We start from the raw sequence: 16,533 nt of genomic DNA on the forward strand, positions 1-16,533 counted from the left end.
AAGATAAAACTTGTTTTTAAAATAAACCAGCAATTCTTTGAGTTACTTTTAAAGTAACAAAACAGTAATGAGCAAGCAAACTTTTAAATTGAGAGTTTGATCCTGGCTCAGGACGAACGCTGGCGGCGTGCCTAACACATGCAAGTCGAGCGATGAAACCCTTCGGGGTGGATTAGCGGCGGACGGGTGAGTAACACGTGGGTAACCTGCCTCAAAGAGGGGGATAGCCTCCCGAAAGGGAGATTAATACCGCATAACATTAGTTTTTCGCATGAAGAACTAATTAAAGGAGTAATCCGCTTTGAGATGGACCCGCGGCGCATTAGCTAGTTGGTGAGGTAAAGGCTCACCAAGGCGACGATGCGTAGCCGACCTGAGAGGGTGATCGGCCACATTGGAACTGAGATACGGTCCAGACTCCTACGGGAGGCAGCAGTGGGGAATATTGCACAATGGGCGAAAGCCTGATGCAGCAACGCCGCGTGAGTGATGAAGGCCTTCGGGTTGTAAAGCTCTGTCTTTGGGGACGATAATGACGGTACCCAAGGAGGAAGCCACGGCTAACTACGTGCCAGCAGCCGCGGTAATACGTAGGTGGCAAGCGTTGTCCGGATTTACTGGGCGTAAAGGATGCGTAGGCGGATATTTAAGTGAGATGTGAAATTCCCGGGCTTAACTTGGGAGCTGCATTTCAAACTGGATATCTAGAGTGTGGGAGAGGAGAATGGAATTCCTAGTGTAGCGGTGAAATGCGTAGAGATTAGGAAGAACACCAGTGGCGAAGGCGATTCTCTGGACCATAACTGACGCTGAGGCATGAAAGCGTGGGTAGCAAACAGGATTAGATACCCTGGTAGTCCACGCCGTAAACGATGAGTACTAGGTGTAGGGGGGTCCAACCCTCTGTGCCGCAGTTAACACAATAAGTACTCCGCCTGGGAAGTACGATCGCAAGATTAAAACTCAAAGGAATTGACGGGGGCCCGCACAAGCAGCGGAGCATGTGGTTTAATTCGAAGCAACGCGAAGAACCTTACCTGGACTTGACATCCCCTGAATTACTCGTAATGGAGGAAGCCCTTCGGGGCAGGGAGACAGGTGGTGCATGGTTGTCGTCAGCTCGTGTCGTGAGATGTTAGGTTAAGTCCTGCAACGAGCGCAACCCTTATCATTAGTTGCTACCATTAAGTTGAGCACTCTAGTGAGACTGCCCGGGTTAACCGGGAGGAAGGTGGGGATGACGTCAAATCATCATGCCCCTTATGTCCAGGGCTACACACGTGCTACAATGGTGAGTACAATTAGATGCAAACCCGCGAGGGGGAGCCAAACTAAAAAACTCATCCCAGTTCGGATTGTAGGCTGAAACTCGCCTACATGAAGCTGGAGTTGCTAGTAATCGCGAATCAGAATGTCGCGGTGAATACGTTCCCGGGCCTTGTACACACCGCCCGTCACACCATGAGAGCTGGCAACACCCGAAGTCCGTGAGGTAACCGTAAGGAGCCAGCGGCCGAAGGTGGGGTCAGTGATTGGGGTGAAGTCGTAACAAGGTAGCCGTAGGAGAACCTGCGGCTGGATCACCTCCTTTCTAAGGAATAATAACTAGAAACTTAGGTTTTTAGTTACATTGGAATTCTGGTTTACACTCTGTTTAATTTTGAGGGATCATTTTCCTGTTGACTCGATTAGAGTTAGCATGATAAGGTGTATCTCCAATATTGTTCTTTGAAAATTGCACAGTGATAAGCGTTAAATAATGAAAGTTATTTAACATAAACAAAGTAAAGCTAAAGGTATATATACCTTTGTAGAATTATGATTTAAGGTCAAGCTACAAAGGGCGCATGGTGAATGCCTTGGCACCAGTAGCCGATGAAGGACGCGATAAGCTGCGATAAGCTTCGGGTAGGCGCAAATAGCCTGCGATCCGGAGATTTCCGAATGGGGCAACCCACATAGCTAACGCTATGTACTGTAAACTGAATTCATAGGTTTATAGAGGTAGACCCGGGGAACTGAAACATCTAAGTACCCGGAGGAAGAGAAAGAAAAATCGATTTCCTAAGTAGCGGCGAGCGAAAGGGAAAGAGCCCAAACCAGGAACTTGTTCCTGGGGTTGCGGACAGATCATAAAAGGAAGTAGGAATTAATTGAAGAGAGCTGGAAGGCTCCGCCATAGAAGGTAACAGCCCTGTAGATGAAAATGAAAACTTCTAGATCTGATCCAGAGTACCACGAGACACGTGAAACCTTGTGGGAAGCAGGGAGGACCACCTCCCAAGGCTAAATACTAACTGGTGACCGATAGTGAAGCAGTACCGTGAGGGAAAGGTGAAAAGAACCCCGGAAGGGGAGTGAAATAGAACCTGAAACCGTGTGTCCACAATCAGTCGAAGCAGTTTTACCTGCGACGACGTGCTTTTTGTAGAACGAGCCAGCGAGTTACGATGTGTAGCAAGGTTAAGTATTTAAGATACGCAGCCGAAGGGAAACCGAGTCTGAATAGGGCAAAAAGTTGCATGTCGTAGACCCGAAACCGGGTGACCTATCCATGGACAGGTTGAAGCGGAAGTAAAATTCCGTGGAGGACCGAACCACATTGGTGTTGAAAAACCATGGGATGAGCTGTGGATAGCGGAGAAATTCCAATCGAACTCGGAGATAGCTGGTTCTCCTCGAAATAGCTTTAGGGCTAGCGTTTTGAATGAGTAGTGGAGGTAGAGCACTGAATGGGCTAGGGGCTGACAACAGTTACTGAACCCTATCAAACTCCGAATGCCATATACTTGAATCAAAGCAGTCAGACTACGAATGATAAGATCCGTGGTCAAAAGGGAAACAGCCCAGACCATCAGCTAAGGTCCCAAAGTGTAAGTTAAGTGGAAAAGGATGTGGGATTTCCAAGACAACTAGGATGTTGGCTTAGAAGCAGCCACTCATTTAAAGAGTGCGTAATAGCTCACTAGTCGAGAGATCCTGCGCCGAAGATGTTCGGGGCTAAAACTTACCACCGAAGCTATGGATTGATACGTAAGTATCAGTGGTAGAGGAGCTTCCTGTATGGGTTGAAGTCGTACCGTAAGGAGCGGTGGACTGTACAGGAGTGAGTATGCTGGCATAAGTAGCGAGAAATAAGTGAGAATCTTATTGGTCGAAAACCTAAGGTTTCCTGAGGAAGGCTCGTCCGCTCAGGGTTAGTCGGGACCTAAGCCGAGGCCGAAAGGCGTAGGTGATGGACAATCGGTTGATATTCCGATACCACCAGTTTGCGTTATTACAAATGGGATGACGCAGGAGGATAAGATGTGCGCACTATTGGATGTGCGTCTAAGCACTTAGGCAGACTAGATAGGCAAATCCGTCTAGTCAATGCTGAGGTGTTACGGGGAGCCCTTTTGGGCGAAGTATCTGATTCCACGCTGCCAAGAAAAGTCTCTATGGAGTGAACTGGTGCCCGTACCGCAAACCGACACAGGTAGGTGAGGAGAGAATCCTAAGACCAGCGGAAGAATTGTTGTCAAGGAACTCGGCAAATTGACCCCGTAACTTCGGGAGAAGGGGTGCCACCGCAAGGTGGTCGCAGAGAATAGGCCCAAGCAACTGTTTAGCAAAAACACAGGTCTCTGCTAAAGCGAAAGCTGATGTATAGGGGCTGACGCCTGCCCGGTGCTGGAAGGTTAAGGGGAACACTTAGCGCAAGCGAAGGTGTGAACTTAAGCCCCAGTAAACGGCGGCCGTAACTATAACGGTCCTAAGGTAGCGAAATTCCTTGTCGGGTAAGTTCCGACCCGCACGAATGGCGTAATGACTTGGGCACTGTCTCGACAACAAATCCGGCGAAATTGTATTGCGAGTGAAGATGCTCGCTACCCGCGATTGGACGGAAAGACCCCGTAGAGCTTTACTGCAGCTTAGCATTGAGTCTCGGTATTGTCTGTACAGGATAGGTGGGAGACTGCGAAGCAGAGGCGTCAGCCTTTGTGGAGTCGTCCTTGGGATACCACCCTGACAGTACTGGGATTCTAACCGGCGGCCATGAATCTGGTCACGGGACATTGTTAGGTGGGCAGTTTGACTGGGGCGGTCGCCTCCTAAAAAGTAACGGAGGCGCCCAAAGGTTCCCTCAGAACGGTTGGAAATCGTTCGTAGAGTGCAAAGGCAGAAGGGAGCCTGACTGCGACACAAACAAGTGGAGCAGGGACGAAAGTCGGGCTTAGTGATCCGGTGGTACCTCGTGGGAGGGCCATCGCTCAACGGATAAAAGCTACCTCGGGGATAACAGGCTGATCTCCCCCAAGAGTCCACATCGACGGGGAGGTTTGGCACCTCGATGTCGGCTCGTCGCATCCTGGGGCTGAAGTAGGTCCCAAGGGTTGGGCTGTTCGCCCATTAAAGCGGCACGCGAGCTGGGTTCAGAACGTCGTGAGACAGTTCGGTCCCTATCCGTCGCGGGCGTAGGAAATTTGAGAGGAGCTGTCCTTAGTACGAGAGGACCGGGATGGACTGACCTCTGGTGCACCAGTTGTTCCGCCAGGAGCACAGCTGGGTAGCTATGTCGGGACGGGATAAACGCTGAAAGCATCTAAGCGTGAAGCCCACCTCAAGATAAGATTTCCCATAGCGTAAGCTAGTAAGACCCCTTGAAGAACACAAGGTTGATAGGTCAGAGGTGTAAGCATGGTAACATGTTCAGCTGACTGATACTAATAGGTCGAGGGCTTGACCTAATATATCACTGTGCAATTTTGAGAGAACAACATATTAAAAAATAATAAAAATATGTTGACAAATTAAGTTTAGTATAGTATAATTCATAACTGTAATGAACTTGAGATATCTGGTGGTTATGACGTGAAGGTAACACCCGTTCCCATTCCGAACACGATGGTTAAGCTTCATAGTGCCGATGGTACTGCACGGGAGACTGTGTGGAAGAGTAGGTCGCTGCTAGGTAATTAGAAAAAACACTAAGTTAAAAACTTAGTGTTTTTTTATATTCTGTATTATTATTTAAATCACTGAACAATTCCTGTATTGATGCAAAGGGAATTTTTCTAAAAAATGTGTCATCAGGTAGTTTATTTATTTCTGGGTCTGAAATAAATATGTTTGTAAACTCTGTGATTGGATTTCTGTTTTCATCCTTAATTATATCTGTAATAACAACACCTCCACTAACATTATTAAGAGGAAGTGTTGTTATTACAAGAGGTCATATTACTTTTCGATATTCTCTTCTTTAGACTTTCCACCACCCAACCAACACTTATCACATCTCAAACAAATTACAGAGGAGTAATCATTACAGTGAATAGTCTTCTTTTCCTTAATAGGTCTGTTTCCTTTTATAAATTTTGTTATTAAATTTGTCCAATCCTTTTCTTTAGTATTGTCTTCAACTTTAGATAAATTTACATTACTCATAGGGACACCTTTCCTTAAAGTGAATTTTATATTTTATAAGAGCTAAATAGATTTTATTTTTATTATATATACTAATAATTCTATCAAAAATTATTAGTATATTCTATGATAATTATCACAAATTCAAACCTAATCCATTTTTAGGATTTGAACCAAATGATCTTGTAGCACTAAGTCATTAACGTTAATCACCGAGAATTAATTGCTACCATTCATAGAATTTTGGAAATCATGGGAACCCACTCCTTTATCTGAATTCGCTTTCATGTTTCTATTATGATAAAAAAGACTGTAAACAGCATACATCTTTGGACTTTGTCTACAGTCTTAACCACCTGTTATACAGGTGGTTAAGGGAAACTTTCATCGGGGTATTAAAAAACCTCCAAAACTGTTAGGATATGGAAGGTTTTCCGACCAACACATCAACAATTTAGGAGGTATAATTTTATGAAGAAGAACAATGAAAGTTTATCCGATGATTACCCGCTCTAATACTCCCTCTATAATCAAAAATTAAGTTTGATACTTACCTAAAGAAAGTAGGTAGCTTACATATTTACATGCGTTCTCTTATATAAAACTGGTATTGCCGCTGCTATAAGAATCATACCCATAAAAGCGGGTGCGGCATGGCCAAGTGATACATAGATTTGACCTCCAATGATAGGCCCAATCATTCTTGCTAAAGCCTGAATAGATTGACTACCTCCTTGAATCCTTCCTTGTTCACTAGAGTGGACAGACTTGGAGAGCATCCCATTGAATGAAGGGCCAAAGATAGAATCACCAAAACCAAATATAAACATTCCAACAATAAAAGGAGGATAGAATGAGAATAAAGCCGATGCTGCAATAAGACTGTAGCCTATAATCTCTGAAACCATTCCAAGAATTACTATCTGTTTATCACTAAGCTTTGTCAAAAGCTTTGGCATTATGAAACCTTGCGAAATGATGTCTTGGATGCCCATTATTGAAAACATAAGTCCGATTAGTGCAGGCTGAAAGCTGAAAGTATCTATTGTAAATTGTGAAAAAACTGCCTGTAAAGATCCGTTAGGTATCCAAAGTAAGAACCCTGACACAAGTAGTCTTTTTAAGCTTTTCATGGAAAGTATGCTTGCAAGCTGCGTAAATGGATTCAGTCTTACAAAAGTAATCTTTTCCAGTCTATTATTCTTGTCAAGGCTCTCAGGCATATATAGGATTCCATAAACAACATTTAATAAAGTTATTATTGCTCCAAAATACATGGGTACAGAATAACCAAACTTAGCTAGTAATCCGCCTAGAGTAGGGCCAATGACGGTGCCTACACCTACAACCGCACTCACCCATCCAAAGTATTTGGTTCGCTGTTCTGGAGGAATGATGTCTGCAAAATATGCGAAGATAGTGCTTATGGTGCCGCCTGTTATACCATCTATTATACGCCCAGCAAATAGTACCCATAGAGCTCCTCCTATGCCAAAAACTAAGTACCCGATTGCAGAACCCAAAAGGCATACTAAGAGTACTGGACGACGGCCATATCTGTCGCTCAAAGCTCCGAGTCCGGGAGCCGCAAAAAATACGCAAACTGCATAAACAGAGGTAAGCAGCGTAACAATTATAGCTTGATCTCCTGGATTGCTTATATAAGGCTGCACTAAGAAAGGGACGACAGGTGCTATGATAGTGAAGCCTATTCCACAAAGAAACACAGAGATAAGACCGAATATTAAAGCGTGTTTATCTACGGTTTGTTCTGTGTTCTGTACATTATGTGATCTAAATTTGAACATTTAAATTCTCCTCTCAAAAGTGATATTTTGTTTCCTTGTCAACAAAAGTATAATATCATTACTTTGTTTCCTTGTCAACAAAACAATACCGATAAAAATGCAGCCCCTTCTCAATAGAGTTGGACTGCTTGTAGTTTCATTTTCATTATTCAAATTTATCCGATGACTACCCGCTCTAATACGCTCTCTTATGAAAGCGTATTAGAGCGGCTACGTCCCTGGATAACGATTTCTAAGTGTCGAAGCCACTAAGAACTCTGTTTATTCCGACTTAATATCTACACCCAGCTTCTTTATTTCTGCATCCAAATGCCTACTATACTTTTCCACGAAGCTAAGCATACTGTCAAATTGCTCCTCAGTTACCTGCTCAAAAACGGCTTTATCCCGCTCCTGAAACTCTTTGTGCAGCTCATCATGGACTTTATAAATTCTTTGCCCTTTTTCAGTAAGCCGAAAATAGATTTCTTTCTTATTATCTGGCTTCTGATAGCTTTCAATGACACCCTTTTCTATGAGCTTCTTGGTGATTTTGCTTATGGCTCCCCTAGTCATATAAAGGGACTCTGCAAGTTTTGTCACGTTAGGATCTACATTTCTTCCAATGCATTCGATATAATGTACTTCAGAAGGCTTATAATCCTTAAGACTATCTTCCATCTTAAGCTTATTAAGCCAAGCCATCTTGTTAAATAGTTCCCTGAAAGCCATCATGACCTGTTCTTCTTTGTTCATATCCTGTCCTCCAATCCGTTGGTGCATTAACAATATTATATTAAGTTTTTGTTTCTATTTCAACAATATTTATCAACTACCTTGGTATAGGTGTCATGATATTAAACCTTTGATCTATGGTATCTTGTAGAGATAAAAATGTATACCACTTATTAATATCCCCATCTACCATTATCTTTGAAATATCCGGCTTTTCATTAGTTGTTGCCAGTTGATATAGTATCTTCTTTGGCATAGTAACAGTAACAGCTGCATCTTCTGCTAATTCGTTATTTAAATATCTAAATATTCCTCGTTTAACTTCTGTTGAAGCTATGTCTCCTCTATCTGGTATAACAAAATTAATTTTATAATCTAAATTCCCAGCTTTTAATCCATCTATTCGTATACTAAGTAAATACATAACATCTCCTAGAGGTAAATTGTCTAATACATCATCCGAAATAAAGGAGCCACTAATTGGAATAACTCCATAGCGTAATTCCTGAGCACCCATTAAATATTCGTTTCTCCAAGGACCTGACTCGGCAATATATGCCAATTGATCTAAAGCATCAGCACAAAGCAATTTTGCTTCCCTATTATTTGGGTTAGCATATATAACTTGTTTTGTAACCTCTGCAACCCATTGATATTCTCCGCTCATGAATGATTTTCGAGCTTTCTCTAAAACACAATCCTCGCCACCCATATATTCCATATATTTCTTTGCTGACTCTTCTGGAAATAATTTATTCAGATCAACTGGGTTTCCGTTATACCAGCCAAGATACCTCTGGTAAACTGCTTTTGCATTATGAATAACAGTTCCATAAAATTCACTATTGTACCATTCATCTGAAATACTATTAGGAAGTTTGACCATTCTTCCAACTTCTTCAATTGTATGTCCTTTATTGATTAACCTCAAAGTTTGGTCATTTATATATTGATATACATCCCTTTGTTTCTCCAAATATTCAATACAGGATTGATTTCCAAAGCGAGGCCAGTTGTGAACTCCAAATACTGAAGTTAGGGTGGCGCCCCACAAATCCATTGCTTTTTGAATACCCTTTGCCCAAGCTGCTGCATCCCTAACTTTGGCACCTCTTAAAGTTAATAAATTATGAAGGGTTGCATTACAATCCTCCGCAATACATAAAGAATGTTCACTTGGTATATATACAAACATTTCTGATGGGGCCTCAGTATCTAAAGCTAATTGAAACTCCATTTTGACCCCATCAACTACTTTTTCTACATATTGATCATTAATCTCATGAATGTTTTTTGTAAAAGTTACTGTTCCAATTGATGGACCTTTTCCAATGCCGTTATCTATCTGTCCTTTCTCACCTTTAGGTAATTCTACACCGTACATATATATACCACGTCGAGACATTGCAACACCTACATTTACATTCTCTTCTAAAGCAGAATTAATAAAATTTTTGGGTGCATAAATAATAATATCTTCTTTAGCAAAGTTATCAAGAACACCTAAAACTCCTCCATAATGATCTTCATGAGAATGGGTGATGATAATTGTACTAACAGGAATCTCTCCAAAATAATTATTAACAAACTGTATAGCCGCCTCTGCTGTTTCTTTTGAACCCAAACAATCAATTATAATCCAGCCAGTATTCCCTTTAATAAAGGTCATATTGGCAAAATCAAAACCTCTAACCTGATATATATTATCTGTAACCTTAAACAGTCCTGCATTTAAATTTAAGTTTCCTTGTATCCAAAGCTTTGGATTAACCGTATAAGGTATATAGTTATTTAGTAAAAAAGTATATTGTCTTAAATCCCATACAGGAATCAAAGAATTCTCACTTCTAATTACGGGCAAGTATGCATTAACAAGCATTCCCTCTTTGGCCAAGTTGTTTTCATTTTGTATTTTACTCCAGTCCATTTTTTTATATATCTCTTCGTTTATTAACGCAGTTCCATATGTGGCATTTTTTCTTAAATCACTAGCTGTCTCTTGATCTTTTTTATAATTGGAACTCATAATTAACCCTCCCGATCTTTACTACTTATAATAATTTATGACTATCTCCACGCGATTAGTACGTGAGAACATCTTAAAAAAGCGCCGTTACTTGGGGGACGGTTCATCGTTCCTAATTCTAATACTTTGACATAGTTAAGTCATTCTATTATTAATATCGAAGATTTACTCCCATAGAAATAAGCATTCGTAATTGATTTACTTGTTGTGGAGATAGATTGTCTATTTGATAAGATTTACTATTATCAGTTTTACACCAAAAAACAAAATGTTCACAATTATTTTGTAAAAGATCATAACTTTTTTCACCAAGTCTCTCCTTAGCCCTTTTTACTGATTCCTCTGGTGTAAGTTTTGGTGATCCATTCAAATCTAAAACAAAAAAACTCCCAGTTCTAAAATAAGGGGCTATATCCGTTTCTTGTATCATTGCATCTTCAACTTTTCCAGTAGTACTTATATAGTGAATTACCTTATTATTACCAATGTAAATGCCGTAATGGTCATATTTATAACCCATAAATTCATCGGATATACCAACTATGTCGCCATATTCTGCTTTTTTCTTAACTTTTGCTGGGGGACGAAGAGTGTCCTTTGTTACAATAAATGGTATATACTTTTTAGTATTTAGTTTATAATCTTCAAAATGGATTTCTGGAGAAATAGTTAAGTCATATTTTTTATCCGGAACAAATCCACCGACAGGAGGATTTATTATAATACTCTTTCTATCAGAACTTAAAAAAGTATAAACATCTATTAAGTTTTTTTCGTTATCTTCAACAGTAATACTTTTTATCGTAGTATCATCTAAGATTATAGGATGTTCAAAATTAATTTTAAACTCCATGTGTTGGGATACATTTATAGGTTTAGCAGTATTAAAATAACTTTTGTATAAAAAGTAGAAGCCTACTATAATTAGTGATAAAAATATAATTAATATAAATTTCTTCTTTTTCATAAAAAACATTATATACCTCAATCATTTATAGTTATTATAAAATCCAATAGTAGTTTATCACAAAATATAATTTAAAAACAACTGGAAGGCATCTATCTAATAATAAGTGGGAGAAGTATATTATAGAAAGCTGCAAAAGTGATGTATTGAAATTAATAACACAAATAAAGATCTTGTAGGGTGTGATTTCCTATCGACTTGAACTTGACAATGTTCATCAACTGAGTCTAGTGTATCAATATAAGAAACATTAATGTATTCGTAATAAGATTGAGTATAAGTGAGCTAAGTTAAATCAAATGGAATATTATTTAATAAAGTTTTTTACTAGAGATGATAAGATATTCCTTGTCGCTTGATGAGTGGCAAACATAGTGCTGGAGTGGCGGAACTGGCAGACGCACAGGACTTAAAATCCTGCGGGTGTTAAAACCCGTACCGGTTCGATTCCGGTCTTCAGCACCAAAAAATATCGCGGGATGGAGCAGTTGGTAGCTCGTCGGGCTCATAACCCGAAGGTCGTAGGTTCAAGTCCTGCTCCCGCAACCAAAATAATATTGACGATGATCAAAGTTGTATGATATTATGTAAAAGCTATCAACGACACCACATTATAATGTGTGATGTTACAGATAACTAAGTATAAATTACTAGTTGACGAGTTGAAGGAAACATGATAAGATATACAAGCAGTCGAGTTAAATCGACATGATCCTTGAAAATTAAACAGAGTGAAACACAAGATAAAACTTGTTTTTAAAATAAACCAGCAATTCTTTGAGTTACTTTAAAGTAACAAACAGTAATGAGTCACAAACTTTTAAATTGAGAGTTTGATCCTGGCTCAGGACGAACGCTGGCGGCGTGCCTAACACATGCAAGTCGAGCGATGAAACCTTTCGGGGTGGATTAGCGGCGGACGGGTGAGTAACACGTGGGTAACCTGCCTCAAAGAGGGGGATAGCCTCCCGAAAGGGAGATTAATACCGCATAACATTAGTTTTTCGCATGAAGAACTAATTAAAGGAGTAATCCGCTTTGAGATGGACCCGCGGCGCATTAGCTAGTTGGTGAGGTAAAGGCTCACCAAGGCGACGATGCGTAGCCGACCTGAGAGGGTGATCGGCCACATTGGAACTGAGATACGGTCCAGACTCCTACGGGAGGCAGCAGTGGGGAATATTGCACAATGGGCGAAAGCCTGATGCAGCAACGCCGCGTGAGTGATGAAGGCCTTCGGGTTGTAAAGCTCTGTCTTTGGGGACGATAATGACGGTACCCAAGGAGGAAGCCACGGCTAACTACGTGCCAGCAGCCGCGGTAATACGTAGGTGGCAAGCGTTGTCCGGATTTACTGGGCGTAAAGGATGCGTAGGCGGATATTTAAGTGAGATGTGAAATTCCCGGGCTTAACTTGGGAGCTGCATTTCAAACTGGATATCTAGAGTGTGGGAGAGGAGAATGGAATTCCTAGTGTAGCGGTGAAATGCGTAGAGATTAGGAAGAACACCAGTGGCGAAGGCGATTCTCTGGACCATAACTGACGCTGAGGCATGAAAGCGTGGGTAGCAAACAGGATTAGATACCCTGGTAGTCCACGCCGTAAACGATGAGTACTAGGTGTAGGGGGGTCCAACCCTCTGTGCCGCAGTTAACACAATAAGTACTCCGCCTGGGAAGTACGATCGCAAGATTAAAACTCAAAGGAATTGACGGGGGCCCGCACAAGCAGCGGAGCATGTGGTTTAATTCGAAGCAACGCGAAGAACCTTACCTGGACTTGACATCCCCTGAATTACTCGTAATGGAGGAAGCCCTTCGGGGCAGGGAGACAGGTGGTGCATGGTTGTCGTCAGCTCGTGTCGTGAGATGTTAGGTTAAGTCCTGCAACGAGCGCAACCCTTATCATTAGTTGCTACCATTAAGTTGAGCACTCTAGTGAGACTGCCCGGGTTAACCGGGAGGAAGGTGGGGATGACGTCAAATCATCATGCCCCTTATGTCCAGGGCTACACACGTGCTACAATGGTGAGTACAATTAGATGCAAACCCGCGAGGGGGAGCCAAACTAAAAAACTCATCCCAGTTCGGATTGTAGGCTGAAACTCGCCTACATGAAGCTGGAGTTGCTAGTAATCGCGAATCAGAATGTCGCGGTGAATACGTTCCCGGGCCTTGTACACACCGCCCGTCACACCATGAGAGCTGGCAACACCCGAAGTCCGTGAGGTAACCGTAAGGAGCCAGCGGCCGAAGGTGGGGTCAGTGATTGGGGTGAAGTCGTAACAAGGTAGCCGTAGGAGAACCTGCGGCTGGATCACCTCCTTTCTAAGGAATAATAACTAGAAACTTAGGTTTTTAGTTACATTGGAATTCTGGTTTACACTCTGTTTAATTTTGAGGGATCATTTTCCTGTTGACTCGATTAGAGTTAGCATGATAAGGTGTATCTCCAATATTGTTCTTTGAAAATTGCACAGTGATAAGCGTTAAATAATGAAAGTTATTTAACATAAACAAAGTAAAGCTAAAGGTATATATACCTTTGTAGAATTATGATTTAAGGTCAAGCTACAAAGGGCGCATGGTGAATGCCTTGGCACCAGTAGCCGATGAAGGACGCGATAAGCTGCGATAAGCTTCGGGTAGGCGCAAATAGCCTGCGATCCGGAGATTTCCGAATGGGGCAACCCACATAGCTAACGCTATGTACTGTAAACTGAATTCATAGGTTTATAGAGGTAGACCCGGGGAACTGAAACATCTAAGTACCCGGAGGAAGAGAAAGAAAAATCGATTTCCTAAGTAGCGGCGAGCGAAAGGGAAAGAGCCCAAACCAGGAACTTGTTCCTGGGGTTGCGGACAGATCATAAAAGGAAGTAGGAATTAATTGAAGAGAGCTGGAAGGCTCCGCCATAGAAGGTAACAGCCCTGTAGATGAAAATGAAAACTTCTAGATCTGATCCAGAGTACCACGAGACACGTGAAACCTTGTGGGAAGCAGGGAGGACCACCTCCCAAGGCTAAATACTAACTGGTGACCGATAGTGAAGCAGTACCGTGAGGGAAAGGTGAAAAGAACCCCGGAAGGGGAGTGAAATAGAACCTGAAACCGTGTGTCCACAATCAGTCGAAGCAGTTTTACCTGCGACGACGTGCTTTTTGTAGAACGAGCCAGCGAGTTACGATGTGTAGCAAGGTTAAGTATTTAAGATACGTAGCCGAAGGGAAACCGAGTCTGAATAGGGCAAAAAGTTGCATGTCGTAGACCCGAAACCGGGTGACCTATCCATGGACAGGTTGAAGCGGAAGTAAAATTCCGTGGAGGACCGAACCACATTGGTGTTGAAAAACCATGGGATGAGCTGTGGATAGCGGAGAAATTCCAATCGAACTCGGAGATAGCTGGTTCTCCTCGAAATAGCTTTAGGGCTAGCGTTTTGAATGAGTAGTGGAGGTAGAGCACTGAATGGGCTAGGGGCTGACAACAGTTACTGAACCCTATCAAACTCCGAATGCCATATACTTGAATCAAAGCAGTCAGACTACGAATGATAAGATCCGTGGTCAAAAGGGAAACAGCCCAGACCATCAGCTAAGGTCCCAAAGTGTAAGTTAAGTGGAAAAGGATGTGGGATTTCTAAGACAACTAGGATGTTGGCTTAGAAGCAGCCACTCATTTAAAGAGTGCGTAATAGCTCACTAGTCGAGAGATCCTGCGCCGAAGATGTTCGGGGCTAAAACTTACCACCGAAGCTATGGATTCACCGTAAGGTGAGTGGTAGAGGAGCTTCCTGTATGGGTTGAAGTCGTACCGTAAGGAGCGGTGGACTGTACAGGAGTGAGTATGCTGGCATAAGTAGCGAGAAATAAGTGAGAATCTTATTGGTCGAAAACCTAAGGTTTCCTGAGGAAGGCTCGTCCGCTCAGGGTTAGTCGGGACCTAAGCCGAGGCCGAAAGGCGTAGGTGATGGACAATCGGTTGATATTCCGATACCACCAGTTTGCGTTATTACAAATGGGATGACGCAGGAGGATAAGATGTGCGCACTATTGGATGTGCGTCTAAGCACTTAGGCAGACTAGATAGGCAAATCCGTCTAGTCAATGCTGAGGTGTTACGGGGAGCCCTTTTGGGCGAAGTATCTGATTCCACGCTGCCAAGAAAAGTCTCTATGGAGTGAACTGGTGCCCGTACCGCAAACCGACACAGGTAGGTGAGGAGAGAATCCTAAGACCAGCGGAAGAATTGTTGTCAAGGAACTCGGCAAATTGACCCCGTAACTTCGGGAGAAGGGGTGCCACCGCAAGGTGGTCGCAGAGAATAGGCCCAAGCAACTGTTTAGCAAAAACACAGGTCTCTGCTAAAGCGAAAGCTGATGTATAGGGGCTGACGCCTGCCCGGTGCTGGAAGGTTAAGGGGAACACTTAGCGCAAGCGAAGGTGTGAACTTAAGCCCCAGTAAACGGCGGCCGTAACTATAACGGTCCTAAGGTAGCGAAATTCCTTGTCGGGTAAGTTCCGACCCGCACGAATGGCGTAATGACTTGGGCACTGTCTCGACAACAAATCCGGCGAAATTGTATTGCGAGTGAAGATGCTCGCTACCCGCGATTGGACGGAAAGACCCCGTAGAGCTTTACTGTAGCTTAGCATTGAGTCTCGGTATTGTCTGTACAGGATAGGTGGGAGACTGCGAAGCAGAGGCGTCAGCCTTTGTGGAGTCGTCCTTGGGATACCACCCTGACAGTACTGGGATTCTAACCGGCGGCCATGAATCTGGTCACGGGACATTGTTAGGTGGGCAGTTTGACTGGGGCGGTCGCCTCCTAAAAAGTAACGGAGGCGCCCAAAGGTTCCCTCAGAACGGTTGGAAATCGTTCGTAGAGTGCAAAGGCAGAAGGGAGCCTGACTGCGACACAAACAAGTGGAGCAGGGACGAAAGTCGGGCTTAGTGATCCGGTGGTACCTCGTGGGAGGGCCATCGCTCAACGGATAAAAGCTACCTCGGGGATAACAGGCTGATCTCCCCCAAGAGTCCACATCGACGGGGAGGTTTGGCACCTCGATGTCGGCTCGTCGCATCCTGGGGCTGAAGTAGGTCCCAAGGGTTGGGCTGTTCGCCCATTAAAGCGGCACGCGAGCTGGGTTCAGAACGTCGTGAGACAGTTCGGTCCCTATCCGTCGCGGGCGTAGGAAATTTGAGAGGAGCTGTCCTTAGTACGAGAGGACCGGGATGGACTGACCTCTGGTGCACCAGTTGTTCCGCCAGGAGCACAGCTGGGTAGCTATGTCGGGACGGGATAAACGCTGAAAGCATCTAAGCGTGAAGCCCACCTCAAGATAAGATTTCCCATAGCGTAAGCTAGTAAGACCCCTTGAAGAACACAAGGTTGATAGGTCAGAGGTGTAAGCATGGTAACATGTTCAGCTGACTGATACTAATAGGTCGAGGGCTTGACCTAATATATCACTGTGCAATTTTGAGAGAACAATTCTTTCAAATAAAAAGTAACAATAAAAATTGATAGAAGCGAGCAGTTCAAGGAAAAGCTTGAGCGAGGAGCAGAGTTTACTTCAGTAAATGAGCACCACAGCGAAGGATTTGACGC

General features: G+C 43.1%; 5 protein-coding genes, 2 tRNA genes and 5 rRNA genes. 7 read left to right on the forward strand and 5 right to left on the reverse strand.

Annotation, left to right across the window (positions count from 1 at the left end):
- Positions 1-84: 84 nt before the first annotated feature.
- The 3 genes from AC0N0V_RS02695 to rrf all read left to right on the forward strand — a co-directional run bounded on the left by AC0N0V_RS02695 (position 85) and on the right by rrf (position 4,956).
- Positions 85-1,591 (forward strand): 16S ribosomal RNA (locus AC0N0V_RS02695).
- Positions 1,592-1,827: 236 nt separating this feature from the next.
- Positions 1,828-4,730, forward strand: a 23S ribosomal RNA gene (locus tag AC0N0V_RS02700).
- Between the two features lie 109 nt (positions 4,731-4,839).
- A 5S ribosomal RNA gene (rrf, locus tag AC0N0V_RS02705) occupies positions 4,840-4,956 on the forward strand.
- Together the 16S, 23S and 5S rRNA genes form the textbook arrangement of a ribosomal RNA operon.
- A gap of 264 nt (positions 4,957-5,220) precedes the next feature.
- On the opposite strand, the gene AC0N0V_RS02710 is transcribed toward rrf, so the two are convergent.
- The 5 genes from AC0N0V_RS02710 to AC0N0V_RS02730 form a co-directional block, all read right to left on the reverse strand.
- Complete coding sequence (locus AC0N0V_RS02710; RefSeq protein ID WP_474462015.1) at positions 5,221-5,427, reverse strand: hypothetical protein; 207 nt, start codon at positions 5,425-5,427, stop codon at positions 5,221-5,223.
- Between the two features lie 551 nt (positions 5,428-5,978).
- Entirely contained in the window at positions 5,979-7,214 is a 1,236-nt protein-coding gene (locus AC0N0V_RS02715) for an MFS transporter (RefSeq protein ID WP_474462016.1), read from the reverse strand.
- A 261-nt stretch (positions 7,215-7,475) separates the two neighbouring features.
- On the reverse strand, positions 7,476-7,949 hold the full coding sequence (locus AC0N0V_RS02720; protein ID WP_474462017.1) for a MarR family transcriptional regulator: 474 nt from the start codon (positions 7,947-7,949) through the stop codon (positions 7,476-7,478).
- A gap of 76 nt (positions 7,950-8,025) precedes the next feature.
- Positions 8,026-9,954, reverse strand: a complete 1,929-nt coding sequence (locus AC0N0V_RS02725) for an alkyl/aryl-sulfatase (protein WP_474462018.1) — start codon at positions 9,952-9,954, stop codon at positions 8,026-8,028.
- A 151-nt stretch (positions 9,955-10,105) separates the two neighbouring features.
- Complete coding sequence (locus tag AC0N0V_RS02730; protein WP_474462019.1) at positions 10,106-10,921, reverse strand: lecithin retinol acyltransferase family protein; 816 nt, start codon at positions 10,919-10,921, stop codon at positions 10,106-10,108.
- Positions 10,922-11,297: 376 nt separating this feature from the next.
- Here AC0N0V_RS02730 and AC0N0V_RS02735 point away from each other — a divergent pair.
- The 4 genes from AC0N0V_RS02735 to AC0N0V_RS02750 all read left to right on the forward strand — a co-directional run bounded on the left by AC0N0V_RS02735 (position 11,298) and on the right by AC0N0V_RS02750 (position 16,386).
- Positions 11,298-11,386, forward strand: a tRNA-Leu gene (locus AC0N0V_RS02735).
- Between the two features lie 8 nt (positions 11,387-11,394).
- A tRNA-Met gene (locus tag AC0N0V_RS02740) sits at positions 11,395-11,470 on the forward strand.
- 272 nt (positions 11,471-11,742) lie between these two features.
- Positions 11,743-13,249, forward strand: a 16S ribosomal RNA gene (locus AC0N0V_RS02745).
- Between the two features lie 236 nt (positions 13,250-13,485).
- Positions 13,486-16,386 (forward strand): 23S ribosomal RNA (locus AC0N0V_RS02750).
- Positions 16,387-16,533 lie beyond the last annotated feature (147 nt).

The sequence above is a fragment of the Clostridium sp. CS1-1 genome, assembly GCF_056135525.1.

Coding starts and splice junctions, on each gene's coding strand:
- AC0N0V_RS02710 (WP_474462015.1), bottom strand. CDS start 5,427: ATGAGTAATGTAAATTTATCTAAAGTTGAAGACAATACTAAAGAAAAG.
- AC0N0V_RS02725 (WP_474462018.1), bottom strand. CDS start 9,954: ATGAGTTCCAATTATAAAAAAGATCAAGAGACAGCTAGTGATTTAAGA.
- AC0N0V_RS02730 (WP_474462019.1), bottom strand. CDS start 10,921: ATGAAAAAGAAGAAATTTATATTAATTATATTTTTATCACTAATTATA.
- AC0N0V_RS02715 (WP_474462016.1), bottom strand. CDS start 7,214: ATGTTCAAATTTAGATCACATAATGTACAGAACACAGAACAAACCGTA.
- AC0N0V_RS02720 (WP_474462017.1), bottom strand. CDS start 7,949: ATGAACAAAGAAGAACAGGTCATGATGGCTTTCAGGGAACTATTTAAC.